The organism is Bradyrhizobium sp. SZCCHNRI3052 (genome assembly GCF_032484895.1).
Lineage (GTDB): Bacteria > Pseudomonadota > Alphaproteobacteria > Rhizobiales > Xanthobacteraceae > Bradyrhizobium.
Genome location: NZ_JAUETW010000016.1, coordinates 138,535 through 154,851, shown reverse-complemented (window position 1 = coordinate 154,851; position 16,317 = coordinate 138,535). Strand labels below are relative to the sequence as shown.

Annotated in this window: 21 protein-coding genes; 8 read left to right on the top strand and 13 right to left on the bottom strand. The window is 63.8% G+C overall.

The window, feature by feature from the left end:
* Positions 1-176: 176 nt before the first annotated feature.
* A complete protein-coding gene (locus QW887_RS31065; protein WP_316166108.1) occupies positions 177-1,166 on the bottom strand; it encodes a hypothetical protein in 990 nt (329 codons plus the stop codon).
* 945 nt (positions 1,167-2,111) lie between these two features.
* Positions 2,112-2,729 (bottom strand): helix-turn-helix transcriptional regulator, encoded by a 618-nt coding sequence (locus QW887_RS31060; protein WP_315713004.1) that lies wholly within the window; start codon positions 2,727-2,729, stop codon positions 2,112-2,114.
* A gap of 150 nt (positions 2,730-2,879) precedes the next feature.
* Between QW887_RS31060 and QW887_RS31055 the strand changes: the two genes are divergently transcribed.
* Both QW887_RS31055 and QW887_RS31050 read left to right on the top strand, forming a co-directional pair.
* Positions 2,880-3,410 (top strand): GcrA family cell cycle regulator, encoded by a 531-nt coding sequence (locus QW887_RS31055; RefSeq protein WP_316195815.1) that lies wholly within the window; start codon positions 2,880-2,882, stop codon positions 3,408-3,410.
* 52 nt (positions 3,411-3,462) lie between these two features.
* Positions 3,463-4,062 (top strand): DUF6456 domain-containing protein, encoded by a 600-nt coding sequence (locus QW887_RS31050; RefSeq protein ID WP_316195814.1) that lies wholly within the window; start codon positions 3,463-3,465, stop codon positions 4,060-4,062.
* A gap of 68 nt (positions 4,063-4,130) precedes the next feature.
* On the opposite strand, the gene QW887_RS31045 is transcribed toward QW887_RS31050, so the two are convergent.
* Complete coding sequence (locus QW887_RS31045; RefSeq protein WP_316195812.1) at positions 4,131-4,487, bottom strand: hypothetical protein; 357 nt, start codon at positions 4,485-4,487, stop codon at positions 4,131-4,133.
* Positions 4,488-4,737: 250 nt separating this feature from the next.
* Here QW887_RS31045 and QW887_RS31040 point away from each other — a divergent pair, with 250 nt between their 5' ends.
* Positions 4,738-5,154: a hypothetical protein gene (locus QW887_RS31040; protein WP_316166112.1), complete on the top strand. Its 417-nt coding sequence runs from the start codon at positions 4,738-4,740 to the stop codon at positions 5,152-5,154.
* Positions 5,155-5,190: 36 nt separating this feature from the next.
* Here the strand turns inward: QW887_RS31040 and bamA are convergent, their stop codons facing one another.
* Positions 5,191-7,515, bottom strand: coding sequence for an outer membrane protein assembly factor BamA (bamA, locus tag QW887_RS31035; protein ID WP_316195810.1), 2,325 nt, complete (start codon positions 7,513-7,515; stop codon positions 5,191-5,193).
* Positions 7,516-7,747: 232 nt separating this feature from the next.
* On the opposite strand from bamA, the gene QW887_RS31030 reads away from it, so the two are divergent.
* Positions 7,748-8,803: a hypothetical protein gene (locus QW887_RS31030; protein WP_315825140.1), complete on the top strand. Its 1,056-nt coding sequence runs from the start codon at positions 7,748-7,750 to the stop codon at positions 8,801-8,803.
* A gap of 223 nt (positions 8,804-9,026) precedes the next feature.
* On the opposite strand, the gene QW887_RS31025 is transcribed toward QW887_RS31030, so the two are convergent.
* Together QW887_RS31025 and QW887_RS31020 are read right to left on the bottom strand one after the other, a co-directional pair.
* Complete coding sequence (locus tag QW887_RS31025) at positions 9,027-9,260, bottom strand: DUF6894 family protein (RefSeq protein ID WP_315712992.1); 234 nt, start codon at positions 9,258-9,260, stop codon at positions 9,027-9,029.
* 224 nt (positions 9,261-9,484) lie between these two features.
* Positions 9,485-9,715, bottom strand: coding sequence for a hypothetical protein (locus QW887_RS31020; protein WP_315712990.1), 231 nt, complete (start codon positions 9,713-9,715; stop codon positions 9,485-9,487).
* Here QW887_RS31020 and QW887_RS31015 point away from each other — a divergent pair.
* Entirely contained in the window at positions 9,696-9,884 is a 189-nt protein-coding gene (locus QW887_RS31015; protein ID WP_316166114.1) for a hypothetical protein, read from the top strand. The two genes, QW887_RS31020 and QW887_RS31015, sit on opposite strands and share 20 nt — an antisense overlap.
* A gap of 2 nt (positions 9,885-9,886) precedes the next feature.
* On the opposite strand, the gene QW887_RS31010 is transcribed toward QW887_RS31015, so the two are convergent.
* The 4 genes from QW887_RS31010 to QW887_RS30995 all read right to left on the bottom strand — a co-directional run bounded on the left by QW887_RS31010 (position 9,887) and on the right by QW887_RS30995 (position 12,991).
* A complete protein-coding gene (locus QW887_RS31010) occupies positions 9,887-10,213 on the bottom strand; it encodes a cupin domain-containing protein (RefSeq protein ID WP_316166115.1) in 327 nt (108 codons plus the stop codon).
* Complete coding sequence (locus tag QW887_RS31005) at positions 10,210-10,872, bottom strand: YqcI/YcgG family protein (protein WP_409977957.1); 663 nt, start codon at positions 10,870-10,872, stop codon at positions 10,210-10,212. Before QW887_RS31005 ends, QW887_RS31010 begins: the two co-directional genes overlap by 4 nt.
* Positions 10,873-10,988: 116 nt before the next feature.
* Entirely contained in the window at positions 10,989-12,281 is a 1,293-nt protein-coding gene (locus QW887_RS31000; protein ID WP_315712982.1) for an MFS transporter, read from the bottom strand.
* Positions 12,281-12,991 carry a hypothetical protein gene (locus tag QW887_RS30995; protein ID WP_315825136.1) on the bottom strand — a complete coding sequence of 237 codons (711 nt, stop codon included), beginning with the start codon at positions 12,989-12,991 and terminating at the stop codon, positions 12,281-12,283. Before QW887_RS30995 ends, QW887_RS31000 begins: the two co-directional genes overlap by 1 nt.
* 65 nt (positions 12,992-13,056) lie before the next feature.
* Here QW887_RS30995 and QW887_RS30990 point away from each other — a divergent pair, with 65 nt between their 5' ends.
* The 3 genes from QW887_RS30990 (at position 13,057) to QW887_RS30980 (ending at position 15,018) form a co-directional block, all read left to right on the top strand.
* Complete coding sequence (locus QW887_RS30990) at positions 13,057-14,076, top strand: GlxA family transcriptional regulator (RefSeq protein WP_315753489.1); 1,020 nt, start codon at positions 13,057-13,059, stop codon at positions 14,074-14,076.
* 197 nt (positions 14,077-14,273) lie between these two features.
* A complete protein-coding gene (locus tag QW887_RS30985) occupies positions 14,274-14,564 on the top strand; it encodes a hypothetical protein (RefSeq protein ID WP_316195807.1) in 291 nt (96 codons plus the stop codon).
* A 100-nt stretch (positions 14,565-14,664) separates the two neighbouring features.
* A complete protein-coding gene (locus tag QW887_RS30980) occupies positions 14,665-15,018 on the top strand; it encodes a phasin (RefSeq protein ID WP_316195834.1) in 354 nt (117 codons plus the stop codon).
* A 108-nt stretch (positions 15,019-15,126) separates the two neighbouring features.
* Here QW887_RS30980 and QW887_RS30975 read toward each other — a convergent pair whose 3' ends face one another.
* The 3 genes from QW887_RS30975 to QW887_RS30965 form a co-directional block, all read right to left on the bottom strand.
* Complete coding sequence (locus QW887_RS30975; protein ID WP_315712974.1) at positions 15,127-15,441, bottom strand: c-type cytochrome; 315 nt, start codon at positions 15,439-15,441, stop codon at positions 15,127-15,129.
* Between the two features lie 149 nt (positions 15,442-15,590).
* Entirely contained in the window at positions 15,591-15,743 is a 153-nt protein-coding gene (locus QW887_RS30970) for a hypothetical protein (RefSeq protein ID WP_315712972.1), read from the bottom strand.
* Between the two features lie 274 nt (positions 15,744-16,017).
* The gene (locus QW887_RS30965) at positions 16,018-16,266 is read right to left on the bottom strand and encodes a hypothetical protein (RefSeq protein WP_315825135.1); all 249 of its coding nucleotides are present in this window, start codon (positions 16,264-16,266) and stop codon (positions 16,018-16,020) included.
* Positions 16,267-16,317 lie beyond the last annotated feature (51 nt).

Below are 16,317 nucleotides of genomic sequence, written 5' to 3'. Positions count from 1 at the left end.
ATTTCTTTAAATCAGAATTTTGTCAAGACTGATTCGGTCCACCCTCGTCTCACCGACTCCATCCCCAGCCTGCGCGGCCGCGACCACGCCGGTATCAGCGCAGAGATAGTCCAGGCGATGTGACGTGGCGTGCGGAAGCATGTTCCCGCACGCCATGAGGACCGCGTCATCGCCCATCACTGCACGTTGAACGTCGCGCCGGGACATTCGGTGGTCACGCTGATCGGGATCGCCTGCGCCGCCGCCGCGGTCGGCTTCGGCTTCGCAACCACCTTCCAGCGGCCGGGCTTGTTCAGCCAATATCTGTGCCTCGATGTCGCAATGCGGCGCTCGGTATAGGTCGTGCCCTTCCAGATCAAAGGGCCCTTCGGCTTCGGTGCCGCGACCTCATGCCACGGTCCGAACTCGCCGAAGTCCATGAACCACAGATGCCATTCGAGCTTCTGATATTCATGATGGGACGCGACCACCTCGACGATGGGGCGACCGTTCAGCCACGACACCTCGTCCTCGAGTGGCTTGATCTGCTGGCAACGGGTATGCAACGGCTCCTGAACGCGAAGCAGATCGTCTCGCTGGCTTTGCGTGAGCATCGCCGAGGTGACGGGCAGTCCCACGTTCGGATCATCGGCCGGATATGAGCAGATCGGCACCGTCGGCGGCCCCTGGCCCGTCCAGGGATTGTTGCTGCAATAGACGCGCCTCGTCACCGACGAAATGCCGGTGGTCGCCGTTTCCTCCGCCTTTCCGGTTTCCCGGTCCCAGACACCGCTGAACGTCGTCTTTTGATTCGGCGGACAGGCCACGGTCTTGTGGGCCGTCCACCAGTGCGAAACCTCGAATTCATAGTACGAGTAGCGCGGCTCTGGATACAGCACGGCTCTGACGCTGGTCAGCGCGTGGTGCGCTTCGCACGCCGTTCCATAGGTATCCAGCCAGCACACGAGGTGGAAGTTTTCGTTCGGCCAGCATCCCGCACGCGCCGACGACGTAAAGCCGAGTGCGGCGATCACCAAGGTAAAGGCAAGAAGATATCTCCGCATGGCGTTTCCCATGATGGCGTTTCCCCCATGTCCTGCCTGTGCAGCCACAGGTTGAAGATGAGTTTGCTCCGGCGCGGCGCCTGGTCGTTGATCGGGATCAATCCGCTTGCGCGACGTCGTCAACGCCGGCCGGACGTCGGCGATGACGCGATGGCACAGCGGGTCCGCTCGCTGGCGGCCCGTGGATCGTCGGGGCGGGTCACCGCTTGGAGCCGAGATAGCGGAAGACCAGCCTGTCCCACCGCCGCCTCCGAATGCCGACTGCTACGTCCATCGCGATGAGCTGCGGGTCGAGGACTGATCCGGGCGCCGGGCGCGGCTGGTGGCAAGGCGTCACGCCCGTCGGGCGAATCAGGGTCGATGCGCCCGCACGATGGTCCGTTCATGGCCTTCGATCGCCTGCAGACGACGTGTGCGGAAACGCTTGTTTTGGGCGAGGCTTCAACGCATTGCCCCGGTCTGGTCCGCCGGGCCGAAAAATTCTTCTTTCTCTTTTTCAGAATTCATGATTGTCTACGCGCATCCCGCCTCATGGAGAGAGGCGTATCGCGGTCGTCACGACACGTGGAGGCGGGGAGTGATGGGCGAGCCGGTTTGCAGCGTGGTCATTCGCGCCGACGAACAACACCGGCTCGTACGGTCAAGTCGCGTGGTCCTGATACCCCGATGCCGGTATCAAGCCTGCGCCGGCGCTGACAGCGCCGCGTGGGTGACGGTGACCAACAAGCCCGGCGCACCGGGGAGAACGCGAAGCAGCCGTGAAAACCATCGCGCAGGGAGGGCCGGATCGTTCCGGCTGGACCTGTGGTACCTGCCGCCTGCATTTTTTGAGCAGGCGGGCCACGGGCCTCAGTCGAGGTCCGGCCTTCCCTGCACCCTCTCGTTTGAAGAGGGTGAGACCACTGTATCACTCGGACGCCTGGGCGCCGCGAGGCTATGGACGCACATCCCCATATGTCGCTCAGAATTGTCGATCACGACGGCGCCACAGGCGCGGTGCCTACCCTCCCTTGGAGGCGGGATGCAGGGAGAACGCCGCGGCGTTCCCCCTGCATCCGGCGTCGAGTCTTACTTGTTCGCCGCGCGGGCGCGCGACTTGGCGGCCGCCTTGGCGCGGATCCGCGAGATCTGGCCGCGTGGCAGGGTGACGAAGATCTCGCCGATCCAGTCCAGCTTGACCCCCACGATCGGCTTGGCGTTGAAGCTCTTCAGATTGACCACGGACGGCGATTTGCCGCGTTCAATCGTCTTCAGGTAGCGCTCGCCGGACTTGAGGCGTACCACCGCCTCCTCGCCGTAGAAGCTCGACAGCGGGTGCCGCTGCTCGCGGTAGACCACGATCACGTCGCCATTCTCGTATTTCGGCAGCATCGAATCGCCCGTGACCTCGAAGGCGATGGTCTCCTCGGAGATCGGGAAGGGCAGGGCGACCTCGCCGAGGCCCTCGACGGGCACCTGCTCGTAATCCGGCTCGATCACCGAGCCGGCGCCGACCCGCCCCATGATGGGGACGGAATTGAGCTCCAGATATTCCGTGATGAGCGGAATCTCGGCCGCCTTGATCAGGCGCTGGCCGCCGAGGATCTCGGAGACCGCGCCCGGCCGCACGCCCATGGCGCGGGCCAACCCTCCTTTCGTCTTTCCCGGCTTCTCGAGTGCACGCTCGATCATGGCAACGTCCAACATGGCTTTGACCTCTTTTGCGAATCTCGGAAGGGATTATATGTTTCGAATAATCAGAACTCAAGCTTGACTTTTTCTTCGGAATATCGGAAGATTTGGCCGTCGGGTGAGCCGGCGGATCCGGCGGCCCCGACCCAGAAGGAAGAGGCGAGAATGCAATCCACAGATTGGCCAGACCAGCATTCCAAGATGCTGTGCGAGCTTCATGCCCAGGGGCGGTCCTATGCCGAGATCGCGCGCGCCCTCAATGCGCAGTTCGGAACCGCCTATACGCGGAACGCGACGCTTGGCCGCGGCAAGCGGCTCGGGCTGGCCGCGCCGGGCGGGCCGAAAGCCGCGCGATCCGCGCCCCGGTCGATGTCCGCGGCGCCCCGAACCGGACGGCGAGGCGCCGACGCGGCGGTGCGGCCGATGCCGTCCCCGGCGAAGGCTGCCGCGGCCGTCAAGCTGCGTTGCGTCGGCATCAGCCCGCGCCTGCTGTCCCTGGACCAGCTCAAGCGCAACGATTGCCGCTATCCCTATGGCGGCGACCGGGACGACGATCCCATCACCTTTTGTGGCCATCCGCGCCAGCCCGGCTCCTGCTACTGCACGCCGCATTACCATCTCACGCGGCTTCCGCCCGAGGAGGCCGCCGTGCGTCCCGCCGGCCCCTTGATCCTGCGGCTGGTCGCGGCCGCGTAGAGCGCGGCAAACCCGACCCGAACCGACCCCATCCAATTTCCGGAGACGAGACATGGCGCGCCCCAGACGCAGCAAGCCCCATCGCATGTCCAAGACCCACGACCGCAGAGCTCACGACCTGCCGCGAAATGCAGACGTGATTCCCGTGGAGATCGACGATCCGCTGGCGCTCGAGCCCGGTGATAAGATCGTCGCGTTGCGATCGGTCCGCAGCGACCCGCTCGGCCGGCTGCACGCGCATAAGCAGCTGGATGACGCCCAATACCGGGCCGGACGGGCGTTCCAGAATGATTGGGAGCGGGCCGAGCGGGGCCCGCAGGCGATCGATCCCTCGCGCGAGCACGTCGACGGCGCCCGTGGGCGTGAGCCGGTCACCGAAGGCCAGAGGCAGGCGGTGCTGCGGCTCAACCGCGCCGAGCGCGAGCTCGGCGCCGACGGGGCGGCGATCACCCATGACGTCCTGGTGCATGGCCTGACCATGGAGCGGATCGGACACAAGCGGGGGCTCGCCAGCCAGCGCTGGAATGATTATTTCGCCCGGCGCTTCAAGGAGTGCCTGGACCGGCTGGCCGTGGTCTACGGGTTGTCCACCGACAGGATCGCCAGGAAATGCGATGGGGCCGTGCGATCGGGCCGTCGGGGTGAGAGCTAACGGCCGGCACGACCGGCGCTCGTACCGTCGTCGACGGGTACGAGCGCCGGTCGGACAATCGTTTTCCCTCAGGGATGCGGCGTCACGACATAAGTGGTGCTGTAGGGCTCGACGCGCAGCGAGGCATGCGACAGCAAACCGATCTTGGCCGAAGGCGTCATCTGCAGCTCGCCGTTCGGGCCGCGATGAACGTTGTACTGCCAGGCCGCTAGGTCGCCTTTCTGCGCCAGTGCGCGCGCAACGGCGCTGGCATCGCTGCCGCCGATCGTCGCCAACTCGTCGCTATTGAGACCGATGACGATCTCGTCCTTGACGGTCACCACCTTGAACAGCGAGGTCGCGCTGTCACCGGCGCTCGCCATCGAAGCGGTGAGCGCCAGCGTGGCGACGGCGCTGAAGAATGGGCGTGTCAGTCTGGAAGGCATGAGGACTCCTGTTGCCGACGGCATGATGGACGGCGTCGGTGTGCAGCCATTGGTTCCCGACGGGGGGCCGTCGGTTCGAAGAAATCGATGCGGCGGTGGGCTGAACCAGGGGGCGTGACGTCGCGTCTAAGCACGATTGCGGAATGCGTACGTGCCGCCGGACGGCCGGGGTGGTCCCTGAGTTGACACAGGTCAAGCTGCACGCCCGGGCATGTTGTATTTGGGAACGAGTGAAGTGAAGGGTGATGCCATGTTCAGCGGGAAATATCGATCTCCTTCGGCCGGTGGAAAAATCGCGATTGCGGCCGTCGCGGCCATCGCCGTGGTGGCAAGCGCGCCGGCGTCAGCTCATGAGCGGGCGGCGGGTCCGGCCAACAAGCCGGTGGTCGCGACGGCGACAGCCGGCGATTTGACCGATCTCAGCGCTCGTCGGCGCTATCGCCGCGTCTACAGGGGCAATCCAGCCGCCGGCTTGGCCATCATGGGTGCAATGATCGGCACCATCGGCGCAATCGCCGCGCATCAGCACGACGACTATTATTACTATGGGCCCGGCTATTATCCCGGACCCGGCTATTACGGGCCGCCACGGGTGTACTACGCACCGCGGCCATATTATGTTCGTCCGTACTACGGGCCGCCCGGTTACTACTACAGTCCGTACTGACGTGACGCGGCGCTCCGTCCATGTTGTGGTGTCGGCTCAGAAGCCGCCGGCGCTGAAACGGAGCGGCTGCACGACGTCGTGCGCCGCCTTGCTGATCGGGACCGCGTAGTCGACGGTAAGCGGTCCGAACGGTGATGCCCAGGTCATGCCGACGCCGACCGAGGAGCGCAGCACGTTCCTGTTCGCCACCTGGACATTCTGGGTCGGGCCGCGATAGCCGAACACGGTTCCGGCGTCGACGAAGGCCGATGCACGCAGGCCGTATTCCTGCGGCAATCCGGGAATGTTGCCCTGCAGCTCCGCCGTGGTCGCCCAAAACAGGCTGCCGCCGACATTGTCCATCGTCGATCCTGGCGTCAGATCGCGCGGCCCAAAGCCGCCCGGCGCGAAGCCGCGCACCATGGTGGGACCGCCGAAGAAGCTGTTGAGCAGCGGCGCCTGCTGGCCGCCCCATCCGGTGATATAGCCGCCTTGCGCGCGCACCATGCCGGTCAGGTCGCTGTTGATCGACCGATAATAGCGGACGTCGCCCGTGGTCCGTAAGAAGCGAACGTCGCCGCCGAGACCGGCGAGATCCTGCGTCAACTGCGAACGAATGCCGCTGGTCGGCACCTTGTTGTTGTCGAGCGAGCTGTAGGTGACGGTATTGCCGAGCGAGGACACCGTCTGCCGTCCGGCTGCGACCGCCTGGCGAACCGGCAGGGACACCGCCGCCGGCGAGATCCCCGGCGCGAGCACCACCCTTTGGTCGTAGAGCGAATAGCGCCACAGCATGGCAGTCTGCTCGCTGACCGGCATGCCCAGGGTGAGGGCACCGCCATAGGTGTTGCTGCCGAACGATTGGAATGTGCTGACCATGCTCTGTCGCGCGAACAGCTCCATGCCGGGTGTCGTTCGGCCGAGGGCGTAGGGCGAGGTGAGGGACAGGCTGGCGCCTCGCGCGAACTGGCCGTAGGTGAAAGTGGCCTGCGCAGTGTTGCCGGTGCCGAGTACGTTGCGGTCACCGATCTTCATCTCGGCGAGCAATCCGTCCGTGGACGAATAGCCGCCGGAGACGTTGAAGTCCCCGGTGGCCTGATCGACTGCCTCGACATCCAGCACCACGCGATCCCTGGCCGAGCCCGGCCGCGTCGAGATCTTGACGGTCTTGAAGTAGTTGAGGTTGCGCAGGCGACGTTCGGCGCGGTCGATCAGCGTCCTGTTGTAGGCGTCGCCTTCGCTGACGTCGAACTCGCGTCGAATCACGTCGTCATGCGTGCGCGTGTTGCCGTGGATCTCGATGCGCTCGACATAGCTGCGCCGTCCCTGCTCGATCTGGAAGGTGACGTCGGCCTGCCGATCCTGCGCATGCCGATCGATCCTGGGCTCGACCTGCGCAAACGGAAAGCCGAGCTTGCCAAGTTCGGCCGCCAGGACGTCCGAGGTCTTGTCGATCTTGCTCTGGTCGAATGTGTCGCCCTGCTGCGTCAGCAACAATGTGCGCAGGCGGTCGCAGGCCAGCCCCTGCACGTTGCAGGAGACGTCGACTGCGGCGAATTTATAGAGTCCGCCTTCCTCGATCGCAAAGGTGAGGTTGTAGCCGCCATTTGCCGCGTCATAGTCGACGCTCACGTTCGTGACCTCGGCATCGGCGTAGCCGTGGTCACGGTAATATCGCCGCAGCAGCTCGCGGTCCTCGTTGACGCGATCTGCGTCGTAGACGTTGCCGCCGGTCACGAAGCTCAGCACGTTGGTGGCCGAGGTCTTGATCACCGCGTGCAATTGTCGGGCGCCATAGGCGCGGTTGCCCGTGAAGTTGATCGCCCTGACCGGCGTCTTCCTGCCTTCGGTGATGGTGAAGACGAGATCGACGCGGTCGTTGCCGCGATCGATGATCTCCGGGACGACGCGGACGTCGTCGCGTCCCGCACGATGATACGCCTGGATGATGCGGGCGACGTCGCCCTGGACAGTTGCGCGTTGCAGGCCGGCTCGCGGCTTTGATAGCACCGCGCCCGTGAGCTCCGCATCCTTCACCTTCTTGTTACCTTCGAAGGCGACGCGATCGAGCACTTTTGCTTCCGAGACGCGGACCACGGTCCGTCCGTCGGCGCGGCTGATCTTCACGTCGTCGAACAGTCCGCTCGCAACCAGCGCCTTCAAGCCGGCGTCGAGCGCGGCGACGTCGTAGCGCCCGTTGGCGTCAGCGTGAAAATAGGATCGCACGGTGTCGGCATCGACGCGCCGATTGCCCTGTACTGCAAGGGCTTCGCCCGCCACCGCCGGCGGCGCGGACGTCAGCACCGACAGCGTCGCAACGATCAATGCGACGTGTCGCGATCTGCTGTCTCCGCGGTGCCGGCTGTCTCGGGCGGTCAACATGCGCGCGTCTGCCTGCTCGTCATGCCGGGATGCAAAAGCCGGTGGGCGGCCAAATCATGTCGAGGCCGTGGAGACTCGGGGGCCTGCGATCACGCCTGCGAAGGGTGACCGGGAGGGAAACCGAGCGCGGCCGCAGAATCGACGCAGAGTCGATTCAAACGGCGTGCAGCATCGTCCTCATCCGTACGCGCCAGCAGATGCTGATGCGGCGAACGTTTGTCGGGAGCAGACCATGCGCGCGATCGCCTTGGCCCTCATCGCTTGCACTTTCGTTCAATCAGCCCTTGCTGCTGCGGTCGTCCCAGAGATCGACCCACGTGCGTCGCTCGGTGTCGTCCAGAACTGGATCTACAACTATCGCACCAAGCCCGACTACGCCCATGTGCCGGCGGCGGTCCGGGTGCTGTTTCATTCGCAGACGTTCAAGGAGCCGGAGAACGCGGGCATCTATCTCGGCTTCATCGCGGGGGCGATCGGCTCCAATCCCGCCAAGGCCGAACAACTTGTCAACAGCTTCTTTCCCGTGCCTCCCGAGGAGGAGTGGGTGGTCGTGCGTGCCATCGCTTATTCAGGTCTGCCGGACTGGCGCAATCTCATGCGCAGGGTCGCGCCGAAGATGCCGGGCCGCCGCGTGATGATCGACGGCTATCTGAGCGGCGCACAGCCGACCTTGATGGACATCCCCTTGGAGGAAACGAAGCCTGGCGTGATGGACAAGCTGCGTGGCGCATTGACGCAGAATCCGTTCAAGAAGGAGGAGCGCAAGCTCGACACGCGGCTCAGCTACGCGACCCACCAGGATCTGCTCGACATCCTCTGGGGTTATTACTTCGCAACCGGCTCGCGCGTACCGATCCAGCGCATCGTGCAGATGCTGCCGTGGTCGAAGAGCCGCGACACGGTCGACAAGCTGACGATCGGCAGCATGGCGCGCTATACGCTTGCCAGCTATTCGGTGCGCGATGCCAGCCTGCGCGACTATCTCCGGGAGGAGCTGGCGCGGCAGTCGGGACCGGTCAAGGAGCCGCTCAGGGAGGTGGTTGAGGCCGCCGATACGGTGCAGCTCGGCGCCGTCCGCAAGGATGCCGTCGCCGCCGTCGAGGAGCTGAAGACCAGGGGCTCTGACGCCCGGCGCAACATGGATTTCTGGGGACAGCTCGGCGTCGGCGCCCTTGCGCTCGGTTGTGTCTCGGCCGCCGCGCTGGGGCAGGTCGCCGTCGGCATCCCTTGCGTGATCGGCGGCTCGGCCTCCCAGGGCCTGCTCTCGTTCTGGGAGAAGCAGCAATAGGCCCTCGGTGGCGCAGCGGCGGCGTTCGTTGGCGGCCGAGGGAAGGGGAGAGCCGGTGGAGTGGATCGGCGGGGCGTGTAGCCCTCAAAGGTGCTCTTGCTGCCGAAGCGGCCGATCGCGTGCCCGATATGCACACTCAAGAGTTGTTCGGCTTTTCGTTTCCTCTACGAAAAGTAGAAAAAGCAGTCAGCGCGCAGTCACTGCCGGCACGCCTATGAAAAAATCAGGACAGGCTGGCTTTCACTGCAGCCGGATAAACCGGCTCGCGGTGAACCTCCGCGCCAGATTCGTCGACGACGACGATGGATAGCCGGCGGTCGGTGATGCGCGGGTCGTGCCGGAGGCGCCGGGCCAAATCCCGGCTGTGCTCGATCGCCCCTGCACTCGTCGCAAATTCCAGGCCGGTCCGGTCTCTGGTCGGAATGCCATCCTTCATATCGAAATAATAAGTGCGCATGGTCTTCCTGCAGCCGCTGTGTCGCGGGAGTGGGCACGGATCCCGAGCGAGATCCGCAACCCATTCTTCCCCCCAAGCAAACTATAGAAGACCTCTAATGTGGAGGACAAGCTTACCGCTGCCGTAATCCCCCCGCCTCGTTCGGTAAACGACCGTTTCCACTGGTATCGTCAGCCAGAAACTGCCAGAAGGCTCAAATTGTGACGCCGAAATCAACCAACCGGTCAGTTCGGCTTGCTGCAAGAGTTGTTCGCTGGCATACTTTCAACCTCGTCGGGTTCCGCACGGTCGATTTCCAGGCGGGCCATCCTGAGGATCAGGGTCGCAGTCGTCAGACCGAGACTTTCAGCCTCGATTGCTGCAGTATCTACCTTGCGTGCAAGGCCTTCACGTTTGCTAAGGACTGGCATTACTGTTTCCTGCCAAAGGTGCGAGATGAAGAATTCAACATTCATCGCGGAGCTGCACACGAAGCTCGGAGCCCCATCGAGCGAAGCCGTGGAAAGCCTTCGTCTGCTGAAGGCATTCCTGAAGCTGGCTCCGGGCCAGCGCATCGAGGTGATCGAGATGGTTGAGCGGTTGACCGCGGAGTACCTTTCGGAGACCGATCGCCCTCTGTCCTGAGCTCATCCCTCCCGATTACCTGCAATGGTTGCGGGAGGTCGCGTCGCAATCGCATAGATTGCATCGTCCAGCGCTTCCGATTCGTGCAGCGTCCCGGCCGGCAGCAGAATCTTGTCGCCGGCCGTGCAGATGCGCTCGCCGCCTTCCCAACGAAACGTGAGTCGTCCCTGGATCACGACGAGGATTTCGTCGACGGGGTGGGTATGGAAGGCGTGAACCTTGCCGGCCGCATCGTGCTGCAGCTCGATGCAGCCCTGCGTCGGCAACAGCGCTAGGATGTCGGGATCGATCGCGAAGCTGGTCTTCGTTCCAGCGATGATCTGGGTCATGCGGCCTGCTCCTTGTCTGCAATGGACGATGGCTTGGTCTGCGCCAGCTTGTGGAAGGGACAGGCCGGCGGCGGCTGGTTGTCGTCGTAGAGGAAGTACTGTTTGAACTCCCGGCCCTCCGGATTGCCGTAGCGTCCGAGCTGGGGCGAAGGCGCCGTCGTGTCGAACGGGACCAGCCGTTTGCGCACCTCGCCGAAGGCCTTGGCGGCCGCCTCCTCCGTGCCGAGCATCCGTTCGAACACCCAGCGCGGCTGGAAGGTCAGCATGAATGCGCTCGAGCGGCGGCTTTGCCGCATCACATGCGCGGGCGTGCTGCAGACGACGAAGATCGGCTCACCGGCAAACGAAAACTCCCACATCGGATGATCGACGGTCTCGGGAATTTCGGCGGGCCACGGCTGGCTGTCGACGCGCGCCAGCTGATCGAGGATGTGCCAGAACTTCTTGTAGTAAGAGTTGATGGTCTGGACCGGGCGCGGGCGCGTGAACAGCACCAGCGAGGTGTTGGGTCCGTGCGAGCGGCTCTCCGAGACGAACAAGGCGAGCTGCTGGCCGAGCACGTCGATGTCGATGGGGTCGAGAAACAGATAACGAAGCTGATCGTGACGATAGCCCGCGACGCCGAATACGCACGGAAAGGGTCTTGCTTCGCTGCTCATCTGAGCCTCGAATTCCGAAAACAGGACACTTTGCCAGGTGCCGGCCTGATGGCCGGATCGGGCTTCGTCCCTTCTCAAATACAAACGCGACATACTGACCCTCTCTGTTCTTATGCTTAAGTACGAAGTATCAATTTGCGCCTCATCATCAGCGGCCCAAGGAGTCCAGGAAGCGACATCAGAACGAGAATTTCGATCAGGGCTGCGTAGCCGGAATCGCTGGCGGCACTGCGCAGGCTTGATCCGATGTCGGGGTTGAGGCCGCTCGCACTCACCATGGCAAAGGCGATCACCGGCTGAGCCAGTCCGGCAAAAATGCCGGCGGCCGTCGTATTGATCGATGCGCCGACGCCGATGCGCTCCGCCGTGTAGAGATGCTTGGTGCTTTTCAGGATCAGCGGCACGGTGCCCCCGGCCACCAGACCGAGCACGGCGAACACCGCGCCGACATAGAAGAAGCCGAAGCTGTGCGCCAGTGCCGGCAACAGCATCACGACGAGCAGCATGCGCAGCAAGGTGATGGAGATCAGAGCTGCATTGAGCGACTGCATCCGGTCCGCGGCATGGCCGAGAAAGATCGATCCGATGGCGTTGCCGACCATGAAAGCGAGCAGGGGACCGCCGGCCGCCGAAGGCGAGATGCCGAAATAATGCGCGACCATCGGGATGCCCCATACCCCGGCGAGCGTGGTCACGACCGCGAAATGGGCAGCGAAGCTCATGGCGCAGCCCCAGGTCGCGGCCGATCCGAGCGCATGCCAGCTTGTGACCAGGACGCTCTTCAACGTCCGGCTGGTGTAGTTCGCCGGTGCCGATTTCAAGGTCGCGAACGCGCAGGCAAAGTTCGCGACGCCGACGCAGGCGATGAAGAGAAAGCAGGCGCGCCAGCCGAAGCCGCTGACCGCAGCGGCGAGCGGGGTCGTGGCGAGGACGCCGCCGACATAGCCCGACACCTGGGAGATGCCGGACATCAAGCCGAAACGCTGGTCGGAAAAGCTCTGCGCGACGAGCTTCAGCAGCGCCGTGAACACCAGCGCGTCGCCGCAGGCCACGACCACGCGCGCGACGAAGACGTCGAGCAGGCTGGGCGACAGGGCGAAGGCGGCACTGCCGAGCACCGACGCCGTCAAGCTGCACAGCACGACACGCTTCACACCGTAGCGGTCGACCAGAACGCCCGCGGGGATCTGCATCAAGGTGTAGCCCCAGAAGTAGCTGGAAGCGAGCATCGCGACGCCGGAGGCGTCGGTGCCGAAGTCGCGCATGAAGTCGAGGCCCACGGTCTGCGGCGACATCCGCTGCAGGAAGGCGACGGCGTAGGCGAGCGCGACCGTACCCCACGCAACATAGGCGCGATCGAGGAACCGGAGCGGAGAGGACGCGACCGCTTGTTGTCCGAGCGCCGCCATCACACCCTCGCATAGCCGACGGAGAACAGGGCGTCGGCGGAATCCGGGATGATCCGCGACATCGCGGTCTCGACCAGCGAGGCCCTGCCGTGATAGTCTTGCCTGATGTGCTGGATGTGTCCGTAGGCGCCGCGCATGATCATGCGGGGCACCTCGAGCGGCTTGCCCGGATAGATCGTCGCGCACATCTCGACGCAGGCGGCCTGCAACTCGGCATCCGCCGTCTCATCGAGCAGCGACGGCGCGACTCTCTCGCAGATCTTGGCGTTGGCAGCCCACACGATCGGGTTGCGCGTACGCCATCCGTAAAGAATTTCTTCGCCGGGTGTGGCCGACCCGTGATGCTTGAGGATCTGCGACGTAAAGAACCCATACAGGCCACGACCCTGATGTGCGGGTAATACTTCGGTCCCACTGCGATAAATGGCCGGCCGCTGCGCGATGGTCATCACGCGATAGACTGAGAACGCGACCAGTCCGACGTGATCGTAGACCAGAACGAGGCCGTATTTGCCGGTGAATGGCGACGAGGCCGCGGTCCAATGCGGTTCGATTGCTTTCCAGTTAATGGCAATGATCGAATTCATTGCATCCATGATCGGCTGCCGATCAGGCAGCTCGATCTCCGACGCGTCGGAAAAGCTGTAGACGGTGTAGTCGTCCCAGGGCGAGGCGATGGTCCTGTATCGACCGTCCAAATTGCGCGACATCGCGTGAACTCCACCACTGCAAGGTCGAGCTATACAGGCGGTCCTCCGATGGCTTAAAGGACAATATGCCCTCGAATTCTGCCAACTCTCCCCGGCGTGCTGCGGTGCGTCGAGATAGTGCCGAAAGGCGGCTGGCCATCTTTGCCTTTCCCGGAGTGACGTTGCTCGACGTTTCCGGCCCGGCGCAGGTGTTCGCCGAACTCAGCGAGATCGAGCTGCCAGGGCCGGGCTATGCGCTGAGCTACGTGTCCAAGGAGGGCGGACTGGTGCCGACCGATGTCGGCCTGATGATCGACACTGCGCCACTCTCGTCCCTGAAGCCTGAGGAGGTCGATACGCTGCTGATCCCGGGGGGGCCCGGCATCTGGAAGCTGCGGCAGGACGAGATGGTGATGCAGTGGATCGGCCAGGTGCTCCCCGGTGCCCGGCGCATCGCATCCGTCTGCCTGGGCGCCTTTGCGCTGGCCTGGGTCGGCGCGCTGGAGGGCAGGCGGGCCGCGACACATTGGCGCTACTGCCCCCGTCTGCAGGACAGTTTTCCGAATGTGAAGGTCGAGCCCGACGCGATCTTTGTGCAGGATGGCCGGGTCTGGTCATCCGCAGGCGTGAGCGCCGGCATCGATCTCGCGCTGGCGATGATCGAGGAGGATTTCGGCCATACGATCGCGCTCGACGTGGCGCGCCGGCTCGTCGTCTTTCTGAAACGTCCTGGTGGCCAGAGTCAGTTTTCGACCGTCCTGGCGGCGCAGGCGTCCGACGTCGAGGGTCGGTTCAGTGCGCTGCATGCCTGGATCATCGAGAACATCGCCAGCGACTTGCGGGTCGAGGCGCTGGCCGCGCGAGCCGGCATGACGCCGCGCACCTTTGCGCGCACCTATGTCAGCCGCACCGGCATGACCCCGGCACAGGGAGTCGAGGCGCTCAGGGTCGAGACGGCGCGCCTCCTACTCGAAAGCCGGCAGATCGAAAACGTGGTCGAAATCGCCAAACGGGCGGGCTTTGGCGACGACGAGCGCATGCGGCGGGCGTTCCTGCGGCATCTCGGTGTGTCGCCGTCGGAGTATCGGCGCCGCTTCTCGGGCTGAGCGTCGCTTGCCGCAACCGGGGCTGACAAGACTCGCCGGACTCGGCGCCCTTTCCTTTGCTTTCGGGTCAATCCCGCCGCTCGCGTTGAGGCCGGTGCGGCCATGCCTTATGCGAGCGCTCAAAGCCTTCCGTAAAAGGCCACGTGTATAATGCTGAAAATTTGATGCAGATCCGCCTCCGCCGAGGGGAAAGGCCAATGACCAACATCGTTCCCTTTCGCACGAGGACACTCTCTCCTGAGGCCGCCTTTGCGAGCGCTGAGCAGAAGGCGGTGGTTGTGGTGGCCGGTGCTGGCCACATGGACACCGTGCGAGTCGGTGCATTCAGCGTCAGGGAGGATGCAAGAAAAACTGTCCTCCTCCTCGATCTTGCCCTGCAGCATGCGCGAGAGCTCTCGGGCCTGTTGCGGACGAGCGCGCGCGACGGATCTATGATCGTCACCTCGCTTCGATCGAATACGCTTTGCAGATTGCGCGTCAACGTATAGCCGCATTCTGACAGCCGCTGGCGGCTTTCCTCCGCATCCATTTGTACGGCGACGCAGGGAGTCGGATGTGGTAGTTGGATCTGTCGTGGAGGAAGCAACGATGACCCAAACCAAACTGGAAGTGCCCGCTGAACTGCGGGACCTGGCCGAAAAGACCATCTCGCAGGCTGAAAAAGCATTCGAGATGTTCTTCGACGCAGCCGGCAAGTCGATCGGCACAGTTCCCGGGCCTGCCGCCGACATTTCCAAGCAGGCGCTCACTCTTACCGAGCAGAACATCAAGACGGCCTTCGAGCACGCTCGAAAGCTCGTTCACGCCACCGAGCTCGAGGAGGCGATGCGGATCCAGTCCGAGTTCCTGCGCAGCCAGTTCACCAACGCCGGTGAACACATGAAGACGATCACGGCGAGCATCATGTCGGCCGCGAGCAAGGCGACCGAGCCCAAGAGCTGAAGCGCGAGCCTCGCCGTCGCAGGAGCGACGGTCTGCATGGACGGAACTCGGCGGCAGTGCTGCCGCCGAATGGATGCGAGCGGACGAGACGGGCGAAAGAGCCCAGCCCTATTTTCGCAGGCTGCCGATATAGGCGGCGATGTCGGCTGCCTCCAGCCGGTTGAGCGGGAAGCTTGGCATCTTCGGATGCGGGTCGAGCAGGAAAAACGCGACCTTCTCCGGCGTGAAATCCGTTCTCTGAGCAATCTGGGCGAAGGAGGGAACGTCCGCGCTGGCCTGCTTCTGCGTCCCCTCGATGAGGTGGCACGAGGCGCACCAGCGACGGGCCAGATCTCCGCCGTGATCCGGATCGGCGGCCCAGGCCGGTGTCGACGCCGCAGCCGCGATCGCGATCGCCATAACTCTCATCACCGAGGCGTGCATCAAGGAACTCCTGATCTTTGTCTGTTGGGTGGTGGCATACCTCGCCGGAGTGACGGCGGGTGGCTCACGAAGGAATGTTTCGCCCCGGAGAGGAGCGTCTTGGCGGCTCCGTCTCGCAGGCACGCGCGGCACGTCGATGAATCTCGACGTCAATTACAGCATGATTTGGGAAAGTGGGACAGGTCGATCCGGCTGACGATTGCCTTCAGGAGCGCGGTCGCGCGGCGCAGCCAAGACATATCGGCCGGGCGAGACACGTCGGTCGAGGCGGTGATCGTCAACTCTTCCGCAACGTAGGACATGTCGAGCCCTCCCTGTCGCTCAGCATCTTTCCGCTCAGCCTGTTGACGAGATGCGTACCGCCACATGCTGGGCATGCGGCCGCCTCATAGGCATCGAACTGGTCGGCAAGAACCGGTGCGGCCAAGTCGATCTGAACGTTCGATCCCGTCTGGGAGCAGCGAAAAACGAGAGTTTCCATCATCTGAACATGACAAATGCCGGCATCGATGCCTTGATCTGTCTCAACAGACGATGAGGCGACCGGCGCGTGCCGGACTGCCGGAGGACAGAATGTCAGGTCAGGCTATGCGATGCGGCCTTCGCCCTGCCGATCCGTTCGGCAACGTTTACCGTGGACACGGAACCCGTCTGGGCCGCACGGAGGGCCGCATCGATCTTCGACTTCACGCGCCGCGCTGCGAGCGCAGCGAGTCTGGTCTGGGTGCGTCCGGTCTTGATCTGATCGCCAAACTCGTACCGCCATTCCCAAATGTCCGGTTCAGCAGTCGCCACGACGGTATATTGAACACCTCGGTGGATCACGGAACCCCCCCTGTCAACACTTCCACTCAAAGTCAATGTCTAACCAATCTA